Source organism: Gluconobacter sp. Dm-62, from assembly GCF_018256155.1.
Taxonomy (GTDB): domain Bacteria; phylum Pseudomonadota; class Alphaproteobacteria; order Acetobacterales; family Acetobacteraceae; genus Gluconobacter.
The window spans coordinates 173,679-191,547 of the sequence record NZ_JAERLY010000002.1 but is presented as its reverse complement, the minus strand read 5'-3'; the positions used below and the strand labels follow the sequence as shown (position 1 = coordinate 191,547).

The 17,869-nt window shown below is 60.0% G+C and carries 17 protein-coding genes and 1 tRNA gene; 5 read left to right on the top strand and 13 right to left on the bottom strand.

The annotated features are described in order from the left end of the window. Nucleotides 1-42: 42 nt before the first annotated feature. From JK202_RS02635 to JK202_RS02600, 8 genes are all read right to left on the bottom strand, one after another. Complete coding sequence (locus JK202_RS02635) at nucleotides 43-1,314, bottom strand: lactonase family protein (protein ID WP_211557786.1); 1,272 nt, start codon at nucleotides 1,312-1,314, stop codon at nucleotides 43-45. A 94-nt stretch (nucleotides 1,315-1,408) separates the two neighbouring features. Continuing rightward, nucleotides 1,409-1,897, bottom strand: coding sequence for a DUF2147 domain-containing protein (locus JK202_RS02630; RefSeq protein WP_211557784.1), 489 nt, complete (start codon nucleotides 1,895-1,897; stop codon nucleotides 1,409-1,411). Continuing rightward, complete coding sequence (gene grxC / locus JK202_RS02625) at nucleotides 1,898-2,155, bottom strand: glutaredoxin 3 (protein WP_211557783.1); 258 nt, start codon at nucleotides 2,153-2,155, stop codon at nucleotides 1,898-1,900. Nucleotides 2,156-2,162: 7 nt separating this feature from the next. Next, a complete protein-coding gene (locus JK202_RS02620; RefSeq protein WP_349291815.1) occupies nucleotides 2,163-2,933 on the bottom strand; it encodes a ComF family protein in 771 nt (256 codons plus the stop codon). Further along, complete coding sequence (locus JK202_RS02615) at nucleotides 2,930-3,124, bottom strand: DUF3553 domain-containing protein (protein ID WP_249199620.1); 195 nt, start codon at nucleotides 3,122-3,124, stop codon at nucleotides 2,930-2,932. The genes JK202_RS02620 and JK202_RS02615 overlap by 4 nt, the downstream gene beginning before the upstream one ends. Nucleotides 3,125-3,154: 30 nt before the next feature. Further along, complete coding sequence (pgmG, locus tag JK202_RS02610; protein ID WP_211557780.1) at nucleotides 3,155-4,561, bottom strand: phosphoglucomutase/phosphomannomutase PgmG; 1,407 nt, start codon at nucleotides 4,559-4,561, stop codon at nucleotides 3,155-3,157. Continuing rightward, nucleotides 4,561-5,445, bottom strand: coding sequence for a UTP--glucose-1-phosphate uridylyltransferase GalU (gene galU / locus JK202_RS02605; RefSeq protein ID WP_211557777.1), 885 nt, complete (start codon nucleotides 5,443-5,445; stop codon nucleotides 4,561-4,563). The genes pgmG and galU overlap by 1 nt, the downstream gene beginning before the upstream one ends. Before the next feature lie 211 nt (nucleotides 5,446-5,656). Next, nucleotides 5,657-5,742, bottom strand: a tRNA-Leu gene (locus JK202_RS02600). 59 nt (nucleotides 5,743-5,801) lie between these two features. Here JK202_RS02600 and lipB point away from each other — a divergent pair. After that, on the top strand, nucleotides 5,802-6,503 hold the full coding sequence (gene lipB, locus JK202_RS02595) for a lipoyl(octanoyl) transferase LipB (RefSeq protein WP_211557776.1): 702 nt from the start codon (nucleotides 5,802-5,804) through the stop codon (nucleotides 6,501-6,503). Here lipB and JK202_RS02590 read toward each other — a convergent pair. Both JK202_RS02590 and JK202_RS02585 read right to left on the bottom strand, forming a co-directional pair. Then, nucleotides 6,484-7,077 (bottom strand): outer membrane lipoprotein carrier protein LolA, encoded by a 594-nt coding sequence (locus JK202_RS02590; protein WP_211557775.1) that lies wholly within the window; start codon nucleotides 7,075-7,077, stop codon nucleotides 6,484-6,486. The genes lipB and JK202_RS02590 overlap by 20 nt on opposite strands. Continuing rightward, entirely contained in the window at nucleotides 7,074-7,388 is a 315-nt protein-coding gene (locus tag JK202_RS02585) for a BolA family transcriptional regulator (RefSeq protein ID WP_211557774.1), read from the bottom strand. The genes JK202_RS02590 and JK202_RS02585 overlap by 4 nt, the downstream gene beginning before the upstream one ends. Nucleotides 7,389-7,457: 69 nt before the next feature. Between JK202_RS02585 and JK202_RS02580 the strand changes: the two genes are divergently transcribed. The 3 genes from JK202_RS02580 (at nucleotide 7,458) to JK202_RS02570 (ending at nucleotide 11,061) form a co-directional block, all read left to right on the top strand. Then, nucleotides 7,458-8,078, top strand: coding sequence for a DnaJ domain-containing protein (locus tag JK202_RS02580; protein WP_211557773.1), 621 nt, complete (start codon nucleotides 7,458-7,460; stop codon nucleotides 8,076-8,078). 87 nt (nucleotides 8,079-8,165) lie between these two features. After that, nucleotides 8,166-9,182 (top strand): AAA family ATPase, encoded by a 1,017-nt coding sequence (locus JK202_RS02575; RefSeq protein WP_211557770.1) that lies wholly within the window; start codon nucleotides 8,166-8,168, stop codon nucleotides 9,180-9,182. Between the two features lie 4 nt (nucleotides 9,183-9,186). Next, a complete protein-coding gene (locus JK202_RS02570; RefSeq protein ID WP_211557768.1) occupies nucleotides 9,187-11,061 on the top strand; it encodes a cobaltochelatase CobT-related protein in 1,875 nt (624 codons plus the stop codon). On the opposite strand, the gene JK202_RS02565 is transcribed toward JK202_RS02570, so the two are convergent. Together JK202_RS02565 and JK202_RS02560 are read right to left on the bottom strand one after the other, a co-directional pair. Further along, entirely contained in the window at nucleotides 11,015-12,442 is a 1,428-nt protein-coding gene (locus tag JK202_RS02565; RefSeq protein ID WP_211557767.1) for a pyridoxal-dependent decarboxylase, read from the bottom strand. The genes JK202_RS02570 and JK202_RS02565 overlap by 47 nt on opposite strands. A 78-nt stretch (nucleotides 12,443-12,520) precedes the next feature. Next, the gene (locus JK202_RS02560; protein WP_211557765.1) at nucleotides 12,521-13,342 is read right to left on the bottom strand and encodes a DUF1217 domain-containing protein; all 822 of its coding nucleotides are present in this window, start codon (nucleotides 13,340-13,342) and stop codon (nucleotides 12,521-12,523) included. A gap of 104 nt (nucleotides 13,343-13,446) precedes the next feature. On the opposite strand from JK202_RS02560, the gene JK202_RS02555 reads away from it, so the two are divergent. After that, nucleotides 13,447-14,310, top strand: a complete 864-nt coding sequence (locus JK202_RS02555) for a DUF2125 domain-containing protein (protein WP_211557763.1) — start codon at nucleotides 13,447-13,449, stop codon at nucleotides 14,308-14,310. Between the two features lie 2 nt (nucleotides 14,311-14,312). Here JK202_RS02555 and mfd read toward each other — a convergent pair whose 3' ends face one another. Beyond that, the gene (gene mfd, locus JK202_RS02550; protein WP_211557761.1) at nucleotides 14,313-17,834 is read right to left on the bottom strand and encodes a transcription-repair coupling factor; all 3,522 of its coding nucleotides are present in this window, start codon (nucleotides 17,832-17,834) and stop codon (nucleotides 14,313-14,315) included. Nucleotides 17,835-17,869: the final 35 nt, after the last annotated feature.

Genomic DNA, 17,869 nt, shown 5'->3' with positions numbered 1-17,869 from the left:
CAGGAGAACCTGCTGCAACCGCCCTGATCCGAAAGCGATCGATCAGACCTGCGTGTTCATGAACGCAAAGGTCGTCGGGCTACCAACGGGGGTGAAATTGTTCGTAAACGCAATTTCGCCCGTCTTCTTGTCCACCTTGAAAGACGTGACCGCATCCGAGCGCTGGTTGGCGCAGAACAGGAAGGCGCCGGACGGATCGAACATCAGCGCGCGGCCGTAATCCGCATGCATCCAGACCTCGTCCTGAAGCGTCAGCGTTCCATCGCTCCCGATGGCGAACACGGCCAGCGAATCACCCAGACGGTTCGAGACATAAACGAACTTGCCGCTGGCCGAGATCAGGATTTCAGCCGCAAGCGTTGAGCCACGGAAATGCGACGTAACGGTGCTGACCGTCTGGATGTCACTGATCGCACCCGTCGCGGGATCGAAATTGGAGACCACAACCTTCGAATCCTGTTCGCACAGATTGTACAGGATGCGGCCGGAATGGTTGAACTGGAAGTGGCGTGGCGCCGAGCCCGGTTCCATATCGTAATAAGGAGTCTTGGCCGGGATCAGCTTTCCGGTGTCGATATTCAGCGTCCAGACATAGACCCGGTCCAGACCGGCATCATCCGCCAGCACGAACTTGCCGCTCGGGTCGGAATGGATCATGTGCGGATGCGAACCCGAATGATCGGACACGGCAAAGTTGCCCTGTGGGTTGTCCGAGGCCCTCTCCGGCTGGCGCGGCCCCGTGTTGTGCACAACGTCCGATGCCTCACCCAGTGATCCGTCCGAACGGATTGGCAGGACGGCAACGCAGCCGCCGACATAATTGGCGACCAGCACATAGCGACCCGAATGGTGGATGCTCAGATGGGCCGGAACGGCGCCTTTCGAACTGACAACATTCAGCTTACGCAGTGATCCCGTCTTGGTATCAATGGCAAAAGCCGTGACAGAGCCGTCACCGTCCTTGTTGAAATCATCAATCTCGCTCAGCGCATACATAAAGCGCTGGTCCTTGGAGATCGCAAGGAAAGAGGGACTGGCGATATCCGTGAACGTCGTGATCGGCGTTAGAACGCCTGTATCGCGGTCCATATCGAAAACGGAAATACCCTGCCCGTTCCCTGTTCCACCGCCTGGCGGTCCGTGTTTCGTATAGCCGCCAACAAAACAGATTGTCTTGGAGACCGGCTTGGGCGGCGGAGGCGGCGTGAGAACCGTCTTTTCAGGATCAGCGGCACCAGCAACGCCGGTACCGGCCGCAGCAACGCCGGCAACCAATCCGACCGCGAAGCTGCGGCGGGAAACAGGATGGGACATGATGGGTCTGCATTCCTTTCGATGTGGCAGGGATAACGCCCGCCGCCAGAAAAAGACGCATCCAGACCCCGTCACAGGTTTCCCGGCAACAGACCTAACGCGCATCCTTCGGCAGTTTGCATTGCGGCCCAACAGGCGGACCAGTGTAGCGGGTCCAAGTCTGGGTTTCACCCAGAAGAGGCATTCCCAGAACGAATCCGCGCAGTTTCAGGACATTGGGCTCGGACACCCATATCCGCGCCTGATAGACTCGTCCGGTCCGCGGATCAAGAATATGACCCTGCCACTTGCGGTCTTCAATTGGGACAAAGTCTGTCAGCATGCGGATGCCACATTGCGAACGTCCCCACACATCCTTGGGAACGGCCCCGTCATAAGCCATGCCAATCAACTGCCCACAGAGCATGTGACCACAGGGCTGAATGGAAAACAGCCCATCATGTTCTTCCGACAGCCACAGCCCCTCTTCCGGAATATCCGATGAGGACTGGTCTGGTGGAACGGGCGTCTGAGCCTGGGCCGGAACACAGGAAAGTGACGCCACAGCCAGCAGGACAGCCGCGAAAAAGCCTGCTCCCCGCATTCAGACCTTGCCCAGCAGAGCATCAAGACGCCCTGCACGCTCGAGCGCCATCAGGTCATCACAGCCCCCCAGTCCCTTCCCATCGACAAAAGTCTGGGGGACGGTCCGGCTGCCGGAGCGACGAATGGAAGCCTCACGCTCGGCTGACCCGTGGGGTGCATTGATTTCCTGAAACTCTATCCCCTTGGAGCGCAGCAGGCTGACGGCATGCACGCAGTAAGGACATCCAGGCTGGGTAAAAATCTCGATCTTCGACATAGGATCCTCATTCCTGGACATAGCGCGGGTTCTGTTCATCCACTCTCCCGGTCCGGGCTGCAACCAAAATATCGACGCTCGACGCACCGGCTTTCATCAGCGCCTCAGTACAGGCCCCTGCCGTGGAGCCCGTCGTCAGCACGTCATCCACCAGAAGAACGGCCTGTCCGCATATCCGGTTTTCTCGCCCCTTCCTGACCCGGACAGCATGTTCCATCTCCCGCTCACGCTCCCCGGCAGACAGCCGGGCCAGTGCCTTGGTCGACCGGACACGCTGAAGAGCATCCACCACACAGGGCACGCCCGCAAGTCGTGAAATGCCCTGCGCCATGAGTCCAGCCTGATTGTAACGCCGTTTCCACAATCGGGTGCGATACAAAGGGACAGGCACGATAACAGTGACGGTCTTCAGCATGTCGCCTGCGGCAGATGTCATGTGGCGGGCCAGAACTGCCGCGTTTTCAGTATGATCGGAATATTTCAGCGGCAGGATCAGACGCCGTGACCACGCATCATAAACAAATGCAGCGCGTGCGGAACGCCAGACGGGCGGATGCGCCTCGCAGACCGCACAGCAGCTCTGCGCACCTCCCAGCCCTTCATTTTCCAGCGGCACTCCGCAACGATGACAGAAAGGGGAAACTATCCGGTGAGCCGCCTGAAAACACGTGCTGCAGAACGCGCCGTCCGTCATGACTTCTGTCCCGCAGGCTGCGCAGGCAGGAGGTAAAAGCGTGTTCAGGACAACGCGTGCGCTGCGGGTCAGAAGCCGTTTCACCGCGTTCGCGGAACTAGCCTGAGCGTGATTCGGGAGGCGTCGATCAGGACCTTGCCCTGATGCTGGAAATTGACGGTCACCCGCTCTCCTACAGCCGACTGGACCTGTCCCCAGCCCCACTCAGGGTGATCGGGATGCTGGACGATCTGCCCCGGTTCAAGGAATGACTGGAACGGGCCGGTCACTGACAGACCTGCCAGGACACCTTAATGCGTTCCATATCAGTGCCCCGCATTCTTATCGGAAAAATCAGGAGCCTTAAGGCCCGAGGCTTCAAGCTGGACCGCGAGAGCCCCCTTCAGACGATCCAGCCCAGGCTCATCACTAGCTTCAGCGCGGGCAACCAGAACAGCCTGCGTGTTGGACGCCCGGAGAAGCCACCAGCCATCAGCAGTATTGACGCGTACGCCGTCAATTTCAGAAATGTCTGCGCCTTCCATCCGAAGACGTCCAGCCACTTCCGTAATCACTTCGAACTTGCGTTTGTCGTCGCAGTGGAAACGAAGCTCAGGAGTCGTGACCGTCGCCGGGAGGCTGTCACGGAAATCCGAAAGTGGCCCCGGCAGACGCGACACGATCCCCAGGATGCGAACCGCTGCGTACAGCGCATCGTCAAAGCCATACCACTTGTCAGCAAAGAAAATGTGCCCCGACATCTCGCCAGCAAGCGGAGAGCCGGTCTCAGCCATCTTGGTCTTGATAGGCGAATGCCCGGTCTTCCACATCAGGGGCCGACCACCAGCCTTCGCGATTTCGTCGAAAAGGATCTGACTGGCTTTCACATCGGCGATGATCGTTGCGCCCGGATGGCGGCTCAGAACATCCTGCGCAAGCAGAACCAGCATCTGGTCACCCCAGAAAATCTGGCCACGATTATCAACTATGCCGATCCGATCCGCATCGCCGTCAAAGGCAATCCCGAGATCGGCCTGCGTTTCATCAACAACCCGGATGAGGTCCTGAAGATTTTTCTCCACAGTCGGATCGGGGTGATGGTTCGGGAAATGTCCGTCGATCTCCCCAAAAAGCACCGTATGCTCACCGGGAAGACGCTGGACCAGACGTTTCAGAACCTCACCCGCTGCGGAATTCCCATTGTCCCAGACAACCCTCAGGGGCCGGACACCGTCGCAGTCCTGAACCAATCGATCAAGATATCGGTCGGAGATATCCATTCTGCGGTATACGCCTTCCGTTGCGGGAAGAACGTTGCCTGATACGGCCAGGCGGCCCAACTCATGGATCTGGTCACCGTAAAACGGCTTTCCGCCCATCATCATCTTGAAACCGTTATAATCGGGCGGGTTGTGACTGCCTGTGACCATGATGGCACCATCGGCTTCATCTGCCACAGATGCAAAATAGAGCATGGGCGTTGGCCCACACCCGATCCGCGTCACATCCGCCCCGGATTCAACCACGCCCCGAACCAGCGCTTCTTCCAGAACAGGCGAGGAAAGACGACCATCATATCCGATGACCATCCGCTTCCCGCCCGCACGGAGAACCATGCTTGCAAACGTGCGACCAATAGCAAAAGCATCGGCAGGATACAGTGTCTCCTCGACGATCCCACGGATGTCATATTCCCGCAGGCTCGTCGGATCAAACTCATGCCGAAATGGCATCAGGGCGCATCGACATACTGCTTGTACTTCTTGAGAAACGCCTTCACCGAGGCCCCAAGATCTTCACGGTCGATCGAGAACGCGATCTGTGCCTCAAGGAAGCCAGCCTTATCGCCGCAGTCATAGCGTGTGCCTTCGTAGCGCAGACCATGGAACGGCACTTCGCCGATCGTCTTGGCCATGGCATCCGTCAGCTGGACTTCATTGCCCGCGCCACGCTCCAGCTTCGCCAGATATTTCATGACTTCCGGCGTCAGCACATAACGGCCGATGATGGACAGGTTAGATGGTGCATCCTCCGGCGCAGGCTTCTCAACCAGACCTTTGACCTCGACCAGCTTACCATCGTCATGGCCAACATCGAGAATACCGTATCGGTTCGTATGCTCGGGAGGGACTTCCGTCACGGCCACGACATTACCGCCGGTTTGATTGTATGCCTCGACCAGCTGACCGATACAGCTGCGCCCCTTAACGATATCATCCGGCAGGAGGATGGCAAACGGGTCGTCGCCAATGAAGGAGCGCGCGCACCAGATTGCATGTCCAAGGCCCAGCGGCTCCTGCTGACGCACGGCGACGAGCGATCCAGCCTGAACGCTGCTGGGAGCAAGCGCTTCAAGCGCGCTTTTTTTGCCGCGCTCTTTAAGCGTGGCTTCAAGCTCGTAAGCAATGTCGAAATAATCGATCAGGCTGTCCTTGCCACGACCGGTCACGAGACAGAACTCTTCGATCCCCGCTTCGCGAGCTTCATCAATCGCGTACTGGATCAGCGGCTTGTCGACGACAGGAAGCATTTCCTTCGGCATGGCTTTAGTCGCGGGCAGAAACCGCGTTCCGAGGCCGGCAACAGGAAGGACAGCTTTTTTCAGTGGCTTGATCACAAAACCTCACACATCAGCCGAAATGACGCCCGACCGCCGAACTGGAAGTCCAGACGTTCTCAAGGACGCAAGAGCATTAAACCTGTCTCAATAGTCTGGCAACAACATGGCACAGACCAGTGGACCGCAGAGAAACGCCTTGTTCCCCTGTGGGGTTTGTTTTTTCATGATGTGTGATTTTTACTGGGATACACTGACATCTAAATGTCAGTGGTGCGGCCGAGAAGACTCGAACTTCCACGGGGTTGCCCCCACAAGCACCTCAAGCTTGCGCGTCTACCATTCCGCCACGGCCGCCCCGTGACAAACGACCCTGCTTCGTGCATGACCGTCTGGTGTGGGAGGGGCTATAGCCGATGCCAGAAACGAGGGCAATGACCCGAAATGAGATTTGTGAAGAAATTTTGTGGAAATCCACGCAGGGACTGACACCTTACCCTGAAGCGCTTGCGTTCATGGAAGAGCGCGCACGGGCCATTCATCAGGGAACATCAGAGCCGCTGGTCTGGCTGGTTGAGCATCCGCCTGTCTTTACGGCAGGCACATCGGCCAAGGACGCCGACCTCTATAATCCTCACGGCTATCCGACCTATGCGGCCGGACGTGGTGGCCAATGGACCTATCATGGGCCGGGGCAGCGGCTGGGCTATGTCATGATGGATCTGACGAAGCCGAACGGTACTGTCCCTCCCCGTGACCTGCGCGCGTTTGTAGCGGGTCTGGAAGGCTGGATGATCGACGCCCTCGCCCGGCTCGGCGTCACGGCTTTTACCCGCGAGGGACGCATTGGCGTCTGGACCGTTGATCCCCTGACCGAACTTGAAGCCAAGATCGGGGCTTTGGGCATTCGCGTAAGCCGCTGGGTGAGCTGGCATGGTGTTTCAATCAATGTCAGCCCCGATCTGGACGACTTCGACGGAATCGTGCCCTGCGGCATCCGCGAATTCGGCGTCACCAGTCTTCAGCGATTCGACAGCAGTCTGACGATGAAAGATCTGGATGACGCCCTCGCCGCCTCATGGCCCGGGCGCTTTGGCTCTATCCCGCAGGAGGCGTGAAAACGGAGGGGACGATCACCACGCCCTGTTTCACATCCGACAACAGGACGCCAAAATGATGCTGCCGGGCATCCACGCCCTGCAATCCGATCAGGCTGAGCTGACCGTTCACGTCCGAAAACTGGATCGTCAGCAGGCCCTGTGAGGGGTTATCGGCCTGTGCCACGGAAATCTGAAGTGATCCGTTCCCATGCCGTACATCCGTCACCTGGATGTCGCCATCAAAGCGGATCGGGTGCTTCAGCAGCAGTCCAAGCGGATTGTGCCGCAGCGACAGATGTGTGACAGCGCCCGTCCCCTGATCATCCAGAACAAGATGCCCTTCCCCGGCCACCAGTTCCATCGGATGCGGTACGACGTAATCCAGCCTCAGATGACCCGGGATATATGAAAAGCGTCCACCGCTTTCGCCTTCATCCGGTCCGCGCTGGATGAAAGCCGCCTGCAATCCCTGAATCCCGTTCAGATAGGCCTCAATACGATGCACATCATTCTGGTCGGCTTTAGGCAGATGGCTGTATCCGCCCGTTGCACAGCCTGAAAGAAGCAGAAGCGTCAGAAGAGCACGTTTCATGGGGTTTGTTCTCCGTGCAGGACCAGTGACAGGGCATGCAGGCCGGAACTGAACTCTCCGCCCAGCAGATCATTGATCAGCCGGTGCCGCGCCACGCGGTTCAATCCGTCAAACCGTGCGCTTGTGATGGCGATGTTGAAATGCGTCTCTCCCCCGCCGCCAAGCGCTTTCGCCCCGGCGTGATGGGCGTGGCGGGCGCTGTCATCATGGATTTCGAGCTGTGTGGGCGAGAGTTCTTTCTGAAGGAGGGCCGCAATCCGTTCGCGTCGGCTGGAGGGCGGTGCGGAGGGGTGTGAAGCTGTTTCAGACATGATGAAAATCGTCCCGCTTGAGGAATGCCCGCTTGCATCGGGCGGCTGTGATTGCCCATATCAGACACCATGCAGCGCAAATCCACCAGACACCGGGCCTTTGATCCCGATCCTGACGCGCCGGAACAGGTCTGTGACCATCCGGGCTGCAACGAACTTGCCGGCTATCGGGCGCCGCGCGGGCGTGATGCCCTGCGCTCGTATTTCTGGTTCTGTCTTGAGCATGTCCGGGAATATAATTCTCGCTGGGACTTCTATCGCGGTATGACGCCAGGCCAGATCGAGGCGCATCTGCGGGCCGACGTCTCGTGGCAGCGCCCGTCCTGGAAACTGGGGACCGGCACGGCAAACAAGGCGGAGTTCAACGAGGACGACGTCATTGACCCGCTGGACATCCTCGGCGCCACCCGTCACAGCCGCGCAGAGCGTGCAAAAGACGCGGCACGGCAGCGTGCTTCTGCGCAGGCCGCGGGTATTCCCGAGCCCCTGCGCCAGCCGCTCGCCACACTGGACCTGACATGGCCCGTCTCCTTCGATGAGGTCAAAACCCGCTATCGCGCCCTCGCCCGTCAGCATCATCCCGATGCCAATATCGGCGATGCGAAATCCGAAGAGCGGTTCAAGGCCATCGGATCGGCCTATGCCGTCCTCAAAGTCCATTTCACGCGTCAGGACGATTTCGTTTCCTGAATTTTTAGACTGGAACAGAGGGCGCCGAGGCTCCATCTTCTCCAGAACGTCCTGTATCCAAAGATCCAACGAAAGCCTGACAGTCCCATGAGTGATTTCGCGACGATTGACACCCCTGAAGCCGTGACCACCGCTGAAAATGCTTCGGCCCCGACCAGCGTTCTCGGCGCACCTGACCTCATGGTCTCCTCGGCAGACGTTTTCGGCATCCGGACTGACATCCAGGTTCCGGCGTATTCCATCCGTACGGAACACGTTCCCGACATCGACCCGTCCTACAAGTTCGACGAAGACACAACCCGCGCGATTCTGGCAGGCTTCGCCTTCAACCGCCGCGTCATGGTTCAGGGCTTTCATGGCACCGGTAAGTCGTCCCATATCGAACAGATCGCCGCACGCCTGAACTGGCCCTGCGTCCGGATCAACCTCGACAGTCACGTCTCGCGGATCGATCTGATCGGTAAAGACGCCATCGTGCTCAAGGACGGCAAGCAGGTTACGGAATTCCGCGAAGGTCTGCTGCCTTGGTGCCTCCAGCATCCCTGCGCCCTGATTTTCGATGAATACGACGCCGGCCGTCCGGACGTGATGTTCGTCATCCAGCGCGTGCTGGAAGCCGAAGGGCATCTGACGCTTCTGGACCAGAACCGCGTCATTCGTCCGAACCCTGCCTTCCGCCTGTTCGCCACAGCCAACACGGTCGGACTGGGCGACACGACCGGCCTGTATCATGGCACCCAGCAGATCAATCAGGGCCAGATGGACCGCTGGAACATTGTCGCCACCCTGAACTACCTGCCGCTGGAACAGGAAGTGGGCATCGTCACGTCCAAGCTGAAAATTCCGGCAACCGACAAGGAGGCCACCACGCTGATCGAACGCATGGTGGCCTTGGCGAACCTCACGCGCTCCGGTTTCATGGCCGGTGACATCTCAACTGTGATGTCACCGCGTTCCGTCATCGCCTGGGCCGAGAACAACCGTATCTTCAACGACGTCGCCTTCTCCTTCCGCCTGACCTTCCTCAACAAATGCGATGAAGCCGAGCGCGGCATCGTGGCGGAATACTATCAGCGCTGCTTCAACGCCTCACCGCTGGCCTGATCCCTTGTCCGCTCCCAAGACTTCCCTCACCGACGAACAACGGCAGGAACGCTTCCGTCAGGCCACTGTCGCCACCTTGCGTGCCATGGGTGGCGCACCAGAGCAGGGCGTGGATTTTCAGGGCGCCGTCGACGGCAGTCGTCAGAACGCGACGGATGCTGGCAGTGTAGAGCTGCCTTATCTGTCACGCCACATGCACGACTGGGAAATCCGCAAGATCCGTGGGGCCGCGGACGCTGCCGCTCTGCGGATGCGGTATCATGCTGACAGAGGCACGAATGCACCGGCTGAACCTCTGGCCCGACAGGCATTCGATGCACTTGAACAGGCCCGCTGCGAAGTCTACGGTTCACGCCATATGGCAGGCGTGCGCGCCAATCTGGAACAGCGCGTCGCCCAGCACTGCGCCGAGATTGGCTGTAACCGTATGAAAACGCGCGAGGAGATGCCAGCCCCCGTGGCGCTGGATCTCCTCGCGCGTGAAGCCATGAGCGGCCATTCCATGCCGGTTCAGGCGGGAGCGGCACTGGATGAATGGCGCGCTTCCCTGACACCCGCCGCCAAGACGGCCCTTGCCGATATGGCCCGCACCCAGAGCGACCAGACGGCATTTGCCCGCGCCACAACCCGTTTCCTTGGAGCCTGCAAGCTCACGACCGCCCCTGATGAGGACGAAGAGCAGATGGCACCGTCCGATCTGCCGTCCGACGAAGAAGAAACAACGGACAGCGACGCACCTGAAGCGGATGGCCAGGACCAGCAGGCTCCTGCTGCGACGGAAGAGGAAGAAGGCGGCTATCAACCCGAGAGCGGCGAAACCGGCCTCTCTGGCGAGAGCGAAGCCACGGACGCCGCTGAGATGTCGGAAGACGGCACCGAGGAAGCGGCTGGCCCCTCGGACGAGCAGGCCGAGACAGGCCCGTCCGAAGCCCCCAATACCTACAAGGCCTACACCACGGATTTTGATGAGGAAGTGAATGCCTCCGATCTGTGTGATGCGGACGAACTGGACCGCCTGCGTCAGAAGCTCGATCAGCAGATGTCCCAGCTCCACGGGCTTGTGTCACGTCTGGCGCACCGTCTGCAACGCCGCCTCATGGCCCAGCAGCAGCGCCGCTGGGAGTTCGAACAGGAAGAAGGCATTCTCGACGCCGGGCGCCTCTCCCGCGTTGTGACCAATCCGACGCTCCCGCTGTCGTGCAAGCATGAGTGTGAGACGGAGTTCCGCGATACGGTTGTCACTCTCCTGATCGATAATTCGGGCTCAATGCGGGGGCGCCCGATCGGGACGGCCGCGATCTGCGGCGATATTCTCGCCCGGACGCTCGAACGCTGCGGCGTAAAGGTCGAGGTTCTTGGCTTCACGACACGACAGTGGAAAGGTGGCCAGAGCCGCGAACGCTGGCTCAAGACCGGCCGCATTCCCCAGCCGGGACGCCTGAATGACCTGCGCCACATCATCTACAAGGATGCAGACACTCCTCTGCGGCGCGCCCGGCGCAATCTGGGTCTGATGCTGCGTGATGGCCTGCTCAAGGAAAACATCGACGGCGAAGCCCTGCTCTGGGCCTGGAAACGCCTGCGTCGTCGCTCCGAACACCGTCACATCCTGATGGTGATTTCAGACGGTGCGCCTGTTGATGACAGTACGTTCTCGGCCAATCCGCACAACTATCTGGAAGATCATCTCCGACAGGTGATCGCCCGGATCGAGGCGGACCGTGGCACGGAGCTTCTGGCCATTGGCATCGGGCATGACGTGACGCGCTATTACCGCAACAGCGTCACCATCAGTTCCGCCGAAGACCTCGGCGGAACCATGATGGCACAGCTCAGCGCGCTGTTTGCGCCTTCAACCGGTCGTCGCGCAGCGCGATAATGGCGTCCAGCATCTGGTCGGTATGAACGGTGGTGGTGCGGTGATTGACGATCGCCGCCCGCACCGCCAGCCGACCATTGATCTTTGTCGTGGACGGCGCAGCGATCCCGCTTTCATGCAGATCCTGCACCAGTTCCGAAACTTCGGCATTCTCAAGACCGTCGATCCCGAAACACACGATATTCAGGGTTACTGGCGCCAGCAGAGTCAGGCCGTCCGTGCGCTCAACGCGCCGGGCCAGATCGGTTGCGACGTCACAGCAGGTTTCGACCATCTCTCCCATACGCTCAGACCCGTAATGACCCAGCGTCATCCAGACCTTGAGCGCCCGAAAGCCGCGCGACAGGTCTGGTCCAAAATCACAGAACCATGGAGCACCCGCCGCAAGCCCGCGCTCTTCGCGCACGAGATAATCCAGGGACTGCGCAAAAGCCGCCGCATGTTTGTGGCTGTCACGCACCAGCACACAGCCGGCGTCGTAAGGAACCTGCGCCCATTTATGGAAGTCGAACGCAAGGCTGTCTGCCTTTTCGATTCCGGCAAGCTGTGACTGATAACGCGCTGAAAGACAGGCCAGCGCCCCGAACGCTGCATCGACATGAAACCAGAGCCCGGCGTCACGGGCGATAGCCTCGATTTCCACCAGATCATCAATGGCACCGCAATCCACAGTCCCGGCCGTGCCCGCAACCATGAAGGGCACCAAACCGGCTTTGCGATCGGCGGCAATCATGTCGCGCAATGCCGCAACCTCCATCCGGTGATCCGCCAGAACCGGCACACGCCGAAGCGCTTCGCTCCCAAGCCCCGCCAGATCAAACGCCCGGGGCAGACATCCGTGGGCTGTCGTTGCGGCATAACCAACGAGCTTACGCCCCTTAAGGCCTTCCATACGGATGGAAAGATCCTGCGCACGACTCGCCGTAATCACGCTGATGAAATTGGCCATGGAAGAACCGGTCACGAGACAGCCGGAACCATCCTGCGGCATTCCGACCATCTGTAGAGCCCAGCGGATGACTTCGCGCTCAACTTCAATCGGCGCGTGATCGCGGCCACCGCAATTGGCGTTTAGCCCCCCGGCCAGCATCTCCGCCAGCATCCCAACAGGTGTTCCAGCCCCATGTACCCATCCCATGAAACCCGGATGCGTATTCCCAGCCCCATAAGGCACGACCAGTTCAAGGTACCGCCCGTACAGATCGTCAACGGAGCGTCCCTTTTCCGGCAGCCCCTCCTTCAGGACATCCCGAACCGTATCCGGCATGGGTCGCCAGACCGGACCCTCATTAACCCGCTCCATGCGATCAAAGACTTCGTCCAGCATCCGGTGGCCGATGTCACGGATGCTGCGCCAGTCCTTAGGGTCCAGTCCGGCCATGAAATATCCCTTCACCTGAAATGCGGTCAGGTGTCTGCGATACAGACCCCTTCTGCTGATGTCACGCCAGCAGAAGACTTAGAACAAGGCGGAATACAATGATGAGCTGCTGTCGCTACCCGAACTCCCCGTAAAGAGTGACAGGATACCGGTTGTGGATCCGTCCCCCCCATAAAGGGTGAGCATGCTTGCAGGTGTTGTGGTCGCGATAGGATGAATTTGCAGCAGCGCGAGATACTGTTGCGCGAACTGCTGGATTCCCTTGGTTGTGTTAAGCTTGGACATATCCAGCTTGGATCCCAGAAGGCGGACCTGCTGATCGTAATCCAGCGCACCGAACTGGGTTGGATCAAAACCGGAAACGACTTCCGCAACCTTCAAGAGCTTCGGATCGGACATCACAGTCGCCAGCGTCATGTCCGTCGTAGCTGTTCGGGTAAAATACAGGGCGTCTCCCAGACCCGGTGTTTCCGTCTGCAGACTGTCCTCGTAGCTATTGGTCAGGTAACTCTGGGTAATGCTCTGCACTGTGTCAGCCGAGGCCAGTGGCGAGGTCGACCAGTCCGAAAAAGCATTCGCAAATGCCTTCCATGACGCATTTCCGCTCGTCTGTGCCAAAGACTTGGTCGAGGTCGGATCCTGCGTCATGAGCTTCGTGAGTACGGCGGTCTCACCGATCGCCGAGGACATTCCATACGCCCCTAGTACAACCTTGAGTGCCTTGTAGTTTTTCAGAAGCTGGTCTGGCGTCTTGATCGCAGATGCATCCTGCTGAAAAGTTGCAACAGCCTGCTGCGTGGAGACGCTTGTTTTTTCCCATTTGTTCGCCGAAGACTCTTCATTCTTGATGATGGAGAGATACTGCGGAATGGCGGGCATGGCGGAAATGGAGGAAGACACGCGCGTTTCTCCGAAAGAGGAGTAAGTGCCATCATTTTACCGCCGCATTCCCTAATACAGTCTTAACGTCTCTCATCCCTCTTCACAGTCCGGAAAAACACCTTATGTCCACTCGTCTGACCCTGCTTGCCGCCACGGCTGCGCTTCTGATGCCGGTCGTGGCCAGCGCTTCCACGCTTCCCGGCCTGCCCGCCTCCTGTTTCACATACGAACTCGGCGGAACGCAGAGCAGCACTCATGGCCTGACAGCAAAGAGCCTTCACGCCTCCCTGGCCGGAACCGATCTCACACTGGATATCCGTGGCGTGACCCTGTCCGACCCGTCTGGCCACGTCGAGAGCGCGACGCTGGAGCGTTTTAACGCCGTGGCCGCCTATGCCGCGCTCAGCGCCTTTCGCGGCGGCATCAGCCCCGCCTGCAAGGACCAGAGTCTGACGATCAACAGCAGCGACATCCGCAACGGAACCCCGCAGGCTAGCTGGACGAATGTGACCCTCGCCCGTCCGGGTCACGATATGACGATCCGCAAGGCGTCGATCCAAGCGGTTCAGACGACGCCGGACCTGCGTCTGAAAGTTGAGGGCACGGGCATCCATGATACCAAACAGCCGCTCATGCCTACGCAGCTTTCAGCAGATTTGACGGTTCAGGGCCTCGATACCGCCCGCCAGCAGATCACGATTAACGCCCTGCATGCCGTAACCGGAACCAGCGCCATTGACGGCAAGGGCACCATCGAGCCCGGCGCCACGGCGGCCACCTCGGCTGCGGACCTGCATATCGGTGTGACGAACGTCGATACCCTGATCGGCCAGATCCGCGACACGGCGCCCAAAAAGGTCGTGGCCGCCCTGACGATCGCCCGGCTGATGGGCCGTCAGAGCGGTGATGCGACTCTGTGGGACATCGGGCTGAGCGGTGGCGTCGTGACCGTCAACCGTATTCCGCTGCCGTTCTCGGTGCCTTGAAATCAGTCCCCTGAATCTTCTTTCTCAAGCTTGCGGAGCATCTTGCACAGGAGCGTCGTGACCTTCTTGGCATAGCCAATGCGGGTCGCGTTCGTCATTTCGCGGATGACCGCAAGCTTCTGATCGGGACGGATTTTTACGCCCGATTCCTTCTTGCGCGTGACCCAGTCAATCAGTGCGGCCGGATTGCCGAAACGGTTACGACGGAACTGGATCACCATGCCCTTCGGCCCGGTCTCCAGACGCTCCACACCCGCCTCACGGCACAGACGCTTGATCAGAACCACTTCGAGCAGATTGCCGACTTCCGGCGGTAGCAAGCCGAAACGGTCCACGAGTTCCGCCCGCATGGCCTCGACTTCGGCCTCGTTCGTCAGTGACGCAATCCGCCGGTACAGCCCCAGACGCACCGGCAGATCCGGGACATAGGTTTCGGGAATCAGGACCGGCAGGCCCAGAATGATGGTGGGGGTCCAACTGTCCTCGTCGTCCTGACGCTTGCCGCGTTCGCGGCGCATGTCGATCACGGCGTCTTCCAGCATCTGCTGATACAGCTCGATCCCGACTTCCTTGATATGCCCGGACTGCTCGTCACCCAGCAGGTTACCCGCTCCACGCAGATCCAGATCGTGAGACGCCAAGGTGAATCCGGCTCCCAGCGAATCGAGCGTTTGCATGACCTCCAGCCGCTTTTCCGACGATGCAGAAAGCGGCCGCGTCTGCGGCCAGGTCAGATAGGCATAGCCACGCTGTTTGCCACGGCCGACACGTCCGCGAAGCTGATAGAGCTGCCCTAGGCCGAACATATCTGCGCGGTGGATAATGATCGTGTTCACGCTCGGCATATCCAGCCCGCTTTCCACGATATTGGTGGAGAGCAGGATGTCGTATTTCCCGTCCGCGAACTCCGTCATGACGCGTTCGAGTTCCGTAGGCGTCAGACGGCCATGCGCCTGAACGGTCTTGGCGTCCGGGACTATTTCCGCCAGACGCTCGGCCATTCGGTCCATATCCGCCAAACGCGGCACGACACAGAAGACCTGACCGCCGCGGAATCGTTCACGCTGAATCGCCTCGCGGATCATCACGCTGTCGAACGGCGTGATGAAGGTTCGCACTGCCAGACGGTCCGTCGGCGGCGTTGCGATCAGGCTCATTTCGCGCACGCCGGATAGCGAAAGCTGAAGCGTTCTCGGAAGCGGCGTGGCAGAGAGCGTGAGAACATGCACGTCCTCACGCAGCGCTTTGAGGCGTTCCTTGTGAGAAACGCCGAAATGCTGCTCCTCATCGATGATCAGCAGGCCTAGCCGCTCGAACGCGACGGTTTTGGCCAGCAGCGCGTGGGTGCCGACAACGATATCGACCGTGCCATCCGCCATCCCTTCGCGGACCTTCGTGGCCTCCTTGGGCGTTACAAGGCGCGAAAGCTGCGCGATATTGACGGGAAAGCCTTCGAACCGCGCTGTGAAGCTGCGGAAATGCTGCCGGGCCAGCAGCGTCGTCGGCACCACGACCGCGACCTGCATCCCCGAAAGTGCTGCCACGAAGGCTGCCCGCAACGCCACTTCCGTCTTACCAAAACCCACATCGCCACAGACCAGCCGATCCATCGGACGCCCGGCGCTCATGTCTTCGAGCACGTCCGCAATCGCGCGGGACTGATCTTCCGTCTCCACGAACGGGAAGCGGGCGCAGAATTCGTCCCAAAGTCCTTCGGCCGGTGCGAGCGTGGGTGCGTCCTTCATGGCACGGGCCGCGGCCGTCTTGATCAGTTCTCCCGCCATGACGCGGATGCGGGACTTCATCTTGGCCTTGCGGGCCTGCCACGCCGTGCCGCTCAGCTTGTCGAGCTGAACCCCGGCCTGCTCGGAGCCAAAACGGCTCAGAAGTTCGATATTCTCGACCGGCAGGAGGAGCCGCTGCTCTCCGTCATACAGGATCGACAGATAGTCATGCGCGACCCGGCCTTCGACGACCGTTTCCAGCCCCACATACCGCCCGATTCCGTAATCGGAATGAACGACCAGATCGCCTTCTGTAATTTCGCCAACCTGCGAGATGAACTGCTCGCCGCGCTTGCGACGACGGGGGGGACGGGAAATCCGCTCGCCCAGCAGATCCTGTTCGGAGACGAAGCACAGACGATCCGAGACGAACCCGCGCTCCAGCCCCAGCGTCAGAAGACCGGTCGTACCCTTGGGCATCCCCGCGGCATCCGGCCAGTCGTCATAAGACGTGACCGTAACGCCATGTTCCGCCAGCAGATGCGAAATCCGCTCCCGTGAGCCACGGCTCCAGGCCGTAACGTAGGTCCGGCGCCCGGCTTCGGCCCAGGTTTTCACCTGCTGGCCGAAGGCCTCGAACATCCCTGCCCGCGTTCCATCCTTTGCCCGCGCAAACAGCGGACCCGGGCGATATCCCGCATCCACGCCCTGCGCTGTGTCCGGCATGGCGAACGCATTGAGGATAACGGACGGCACATCCGCCAGCATCGATTCCCAGCCATGAGCATCCAGATACAGCCGGTGCGGCGGCAGGGGACGGTACGGGATCTCGCCTTCGCGCGTTGGGACGCGACGGGCCTGATAATGATCGGCGATCATGTCCAGCCGGGCTTTGAGAATTTCCGGCGCATGATGATCGAAACTGACCGCACCACCCGGCAGGTAATCCAGCAGCGTTTCCATCTGATGGCCGTCACCGTCATGGAACAGCGGCAGGTAATGCTCCAGCCCCGGATAACGGCGCCCGTCCGAGACGTTTTCGTAAATCGTGTCGGACGTCGCAGCCGGGCCGAACGAATCGCGCCAGCCGGTCCGGAAGCGGCTGATGCTGTCGGGGCCCAGCGAGAATTCGGACACCGGGCGCAGTTCGAAGCGTTTTAGCGTTTCGGTGGAGCGCTGCGTTCCAACATCGAACGCACGGATGTTCTCAACTTCGTCTCCGAAAAGATCCAGCCGGATCGGGTCGCTTTCGCCAGCCGGGAACAGATCGAAAATCCCGCCCCGCGTCGCGAACTCGCCCGCTTCCATGACCGTATCGGTCCGGGTGTAACCATTGGCGACCAGCAGTTCGATCAGCATGGCCTGATCGAGGCTTTCGCCCGTCTTGACGCTGATGGACTGTCCGCGGAACGCCGAGCGCGGAGGCACGCGCTGGATCAGGCTGTGCACGGTCGTCAGAACGATGCGCCGCGCCTTTGTGGGCTCCAGCAAACGGCACAGCGTCCCGGCCCGTTCGGCGATCAGAACCGGATTGGGCGAAACGCGGTCATAGGGCAGACAGTCCCAGGCTGGCAGGCGCAGAACTTCGACTTCCGGCACGAGCCAAGCCAGCATGTCGGCCAGCGCGGCCACGGCGGCGTCATCGCGCGCAATATGCAGCAGTGGTCCGTCATGCTCGGCAAGGCGCTGGCGGAGAAGAAAGGCCACACTGCCATCAGGCACGCCCCAGACGGTCGGCCCGAAGGACCTGCCGAAAGACGTTGTGGACATTTCACGGCTCATGGTTTCGTTTTGTTCCATCCTGCTAATGCCCTATACCTGCCGTTCCATCGCCT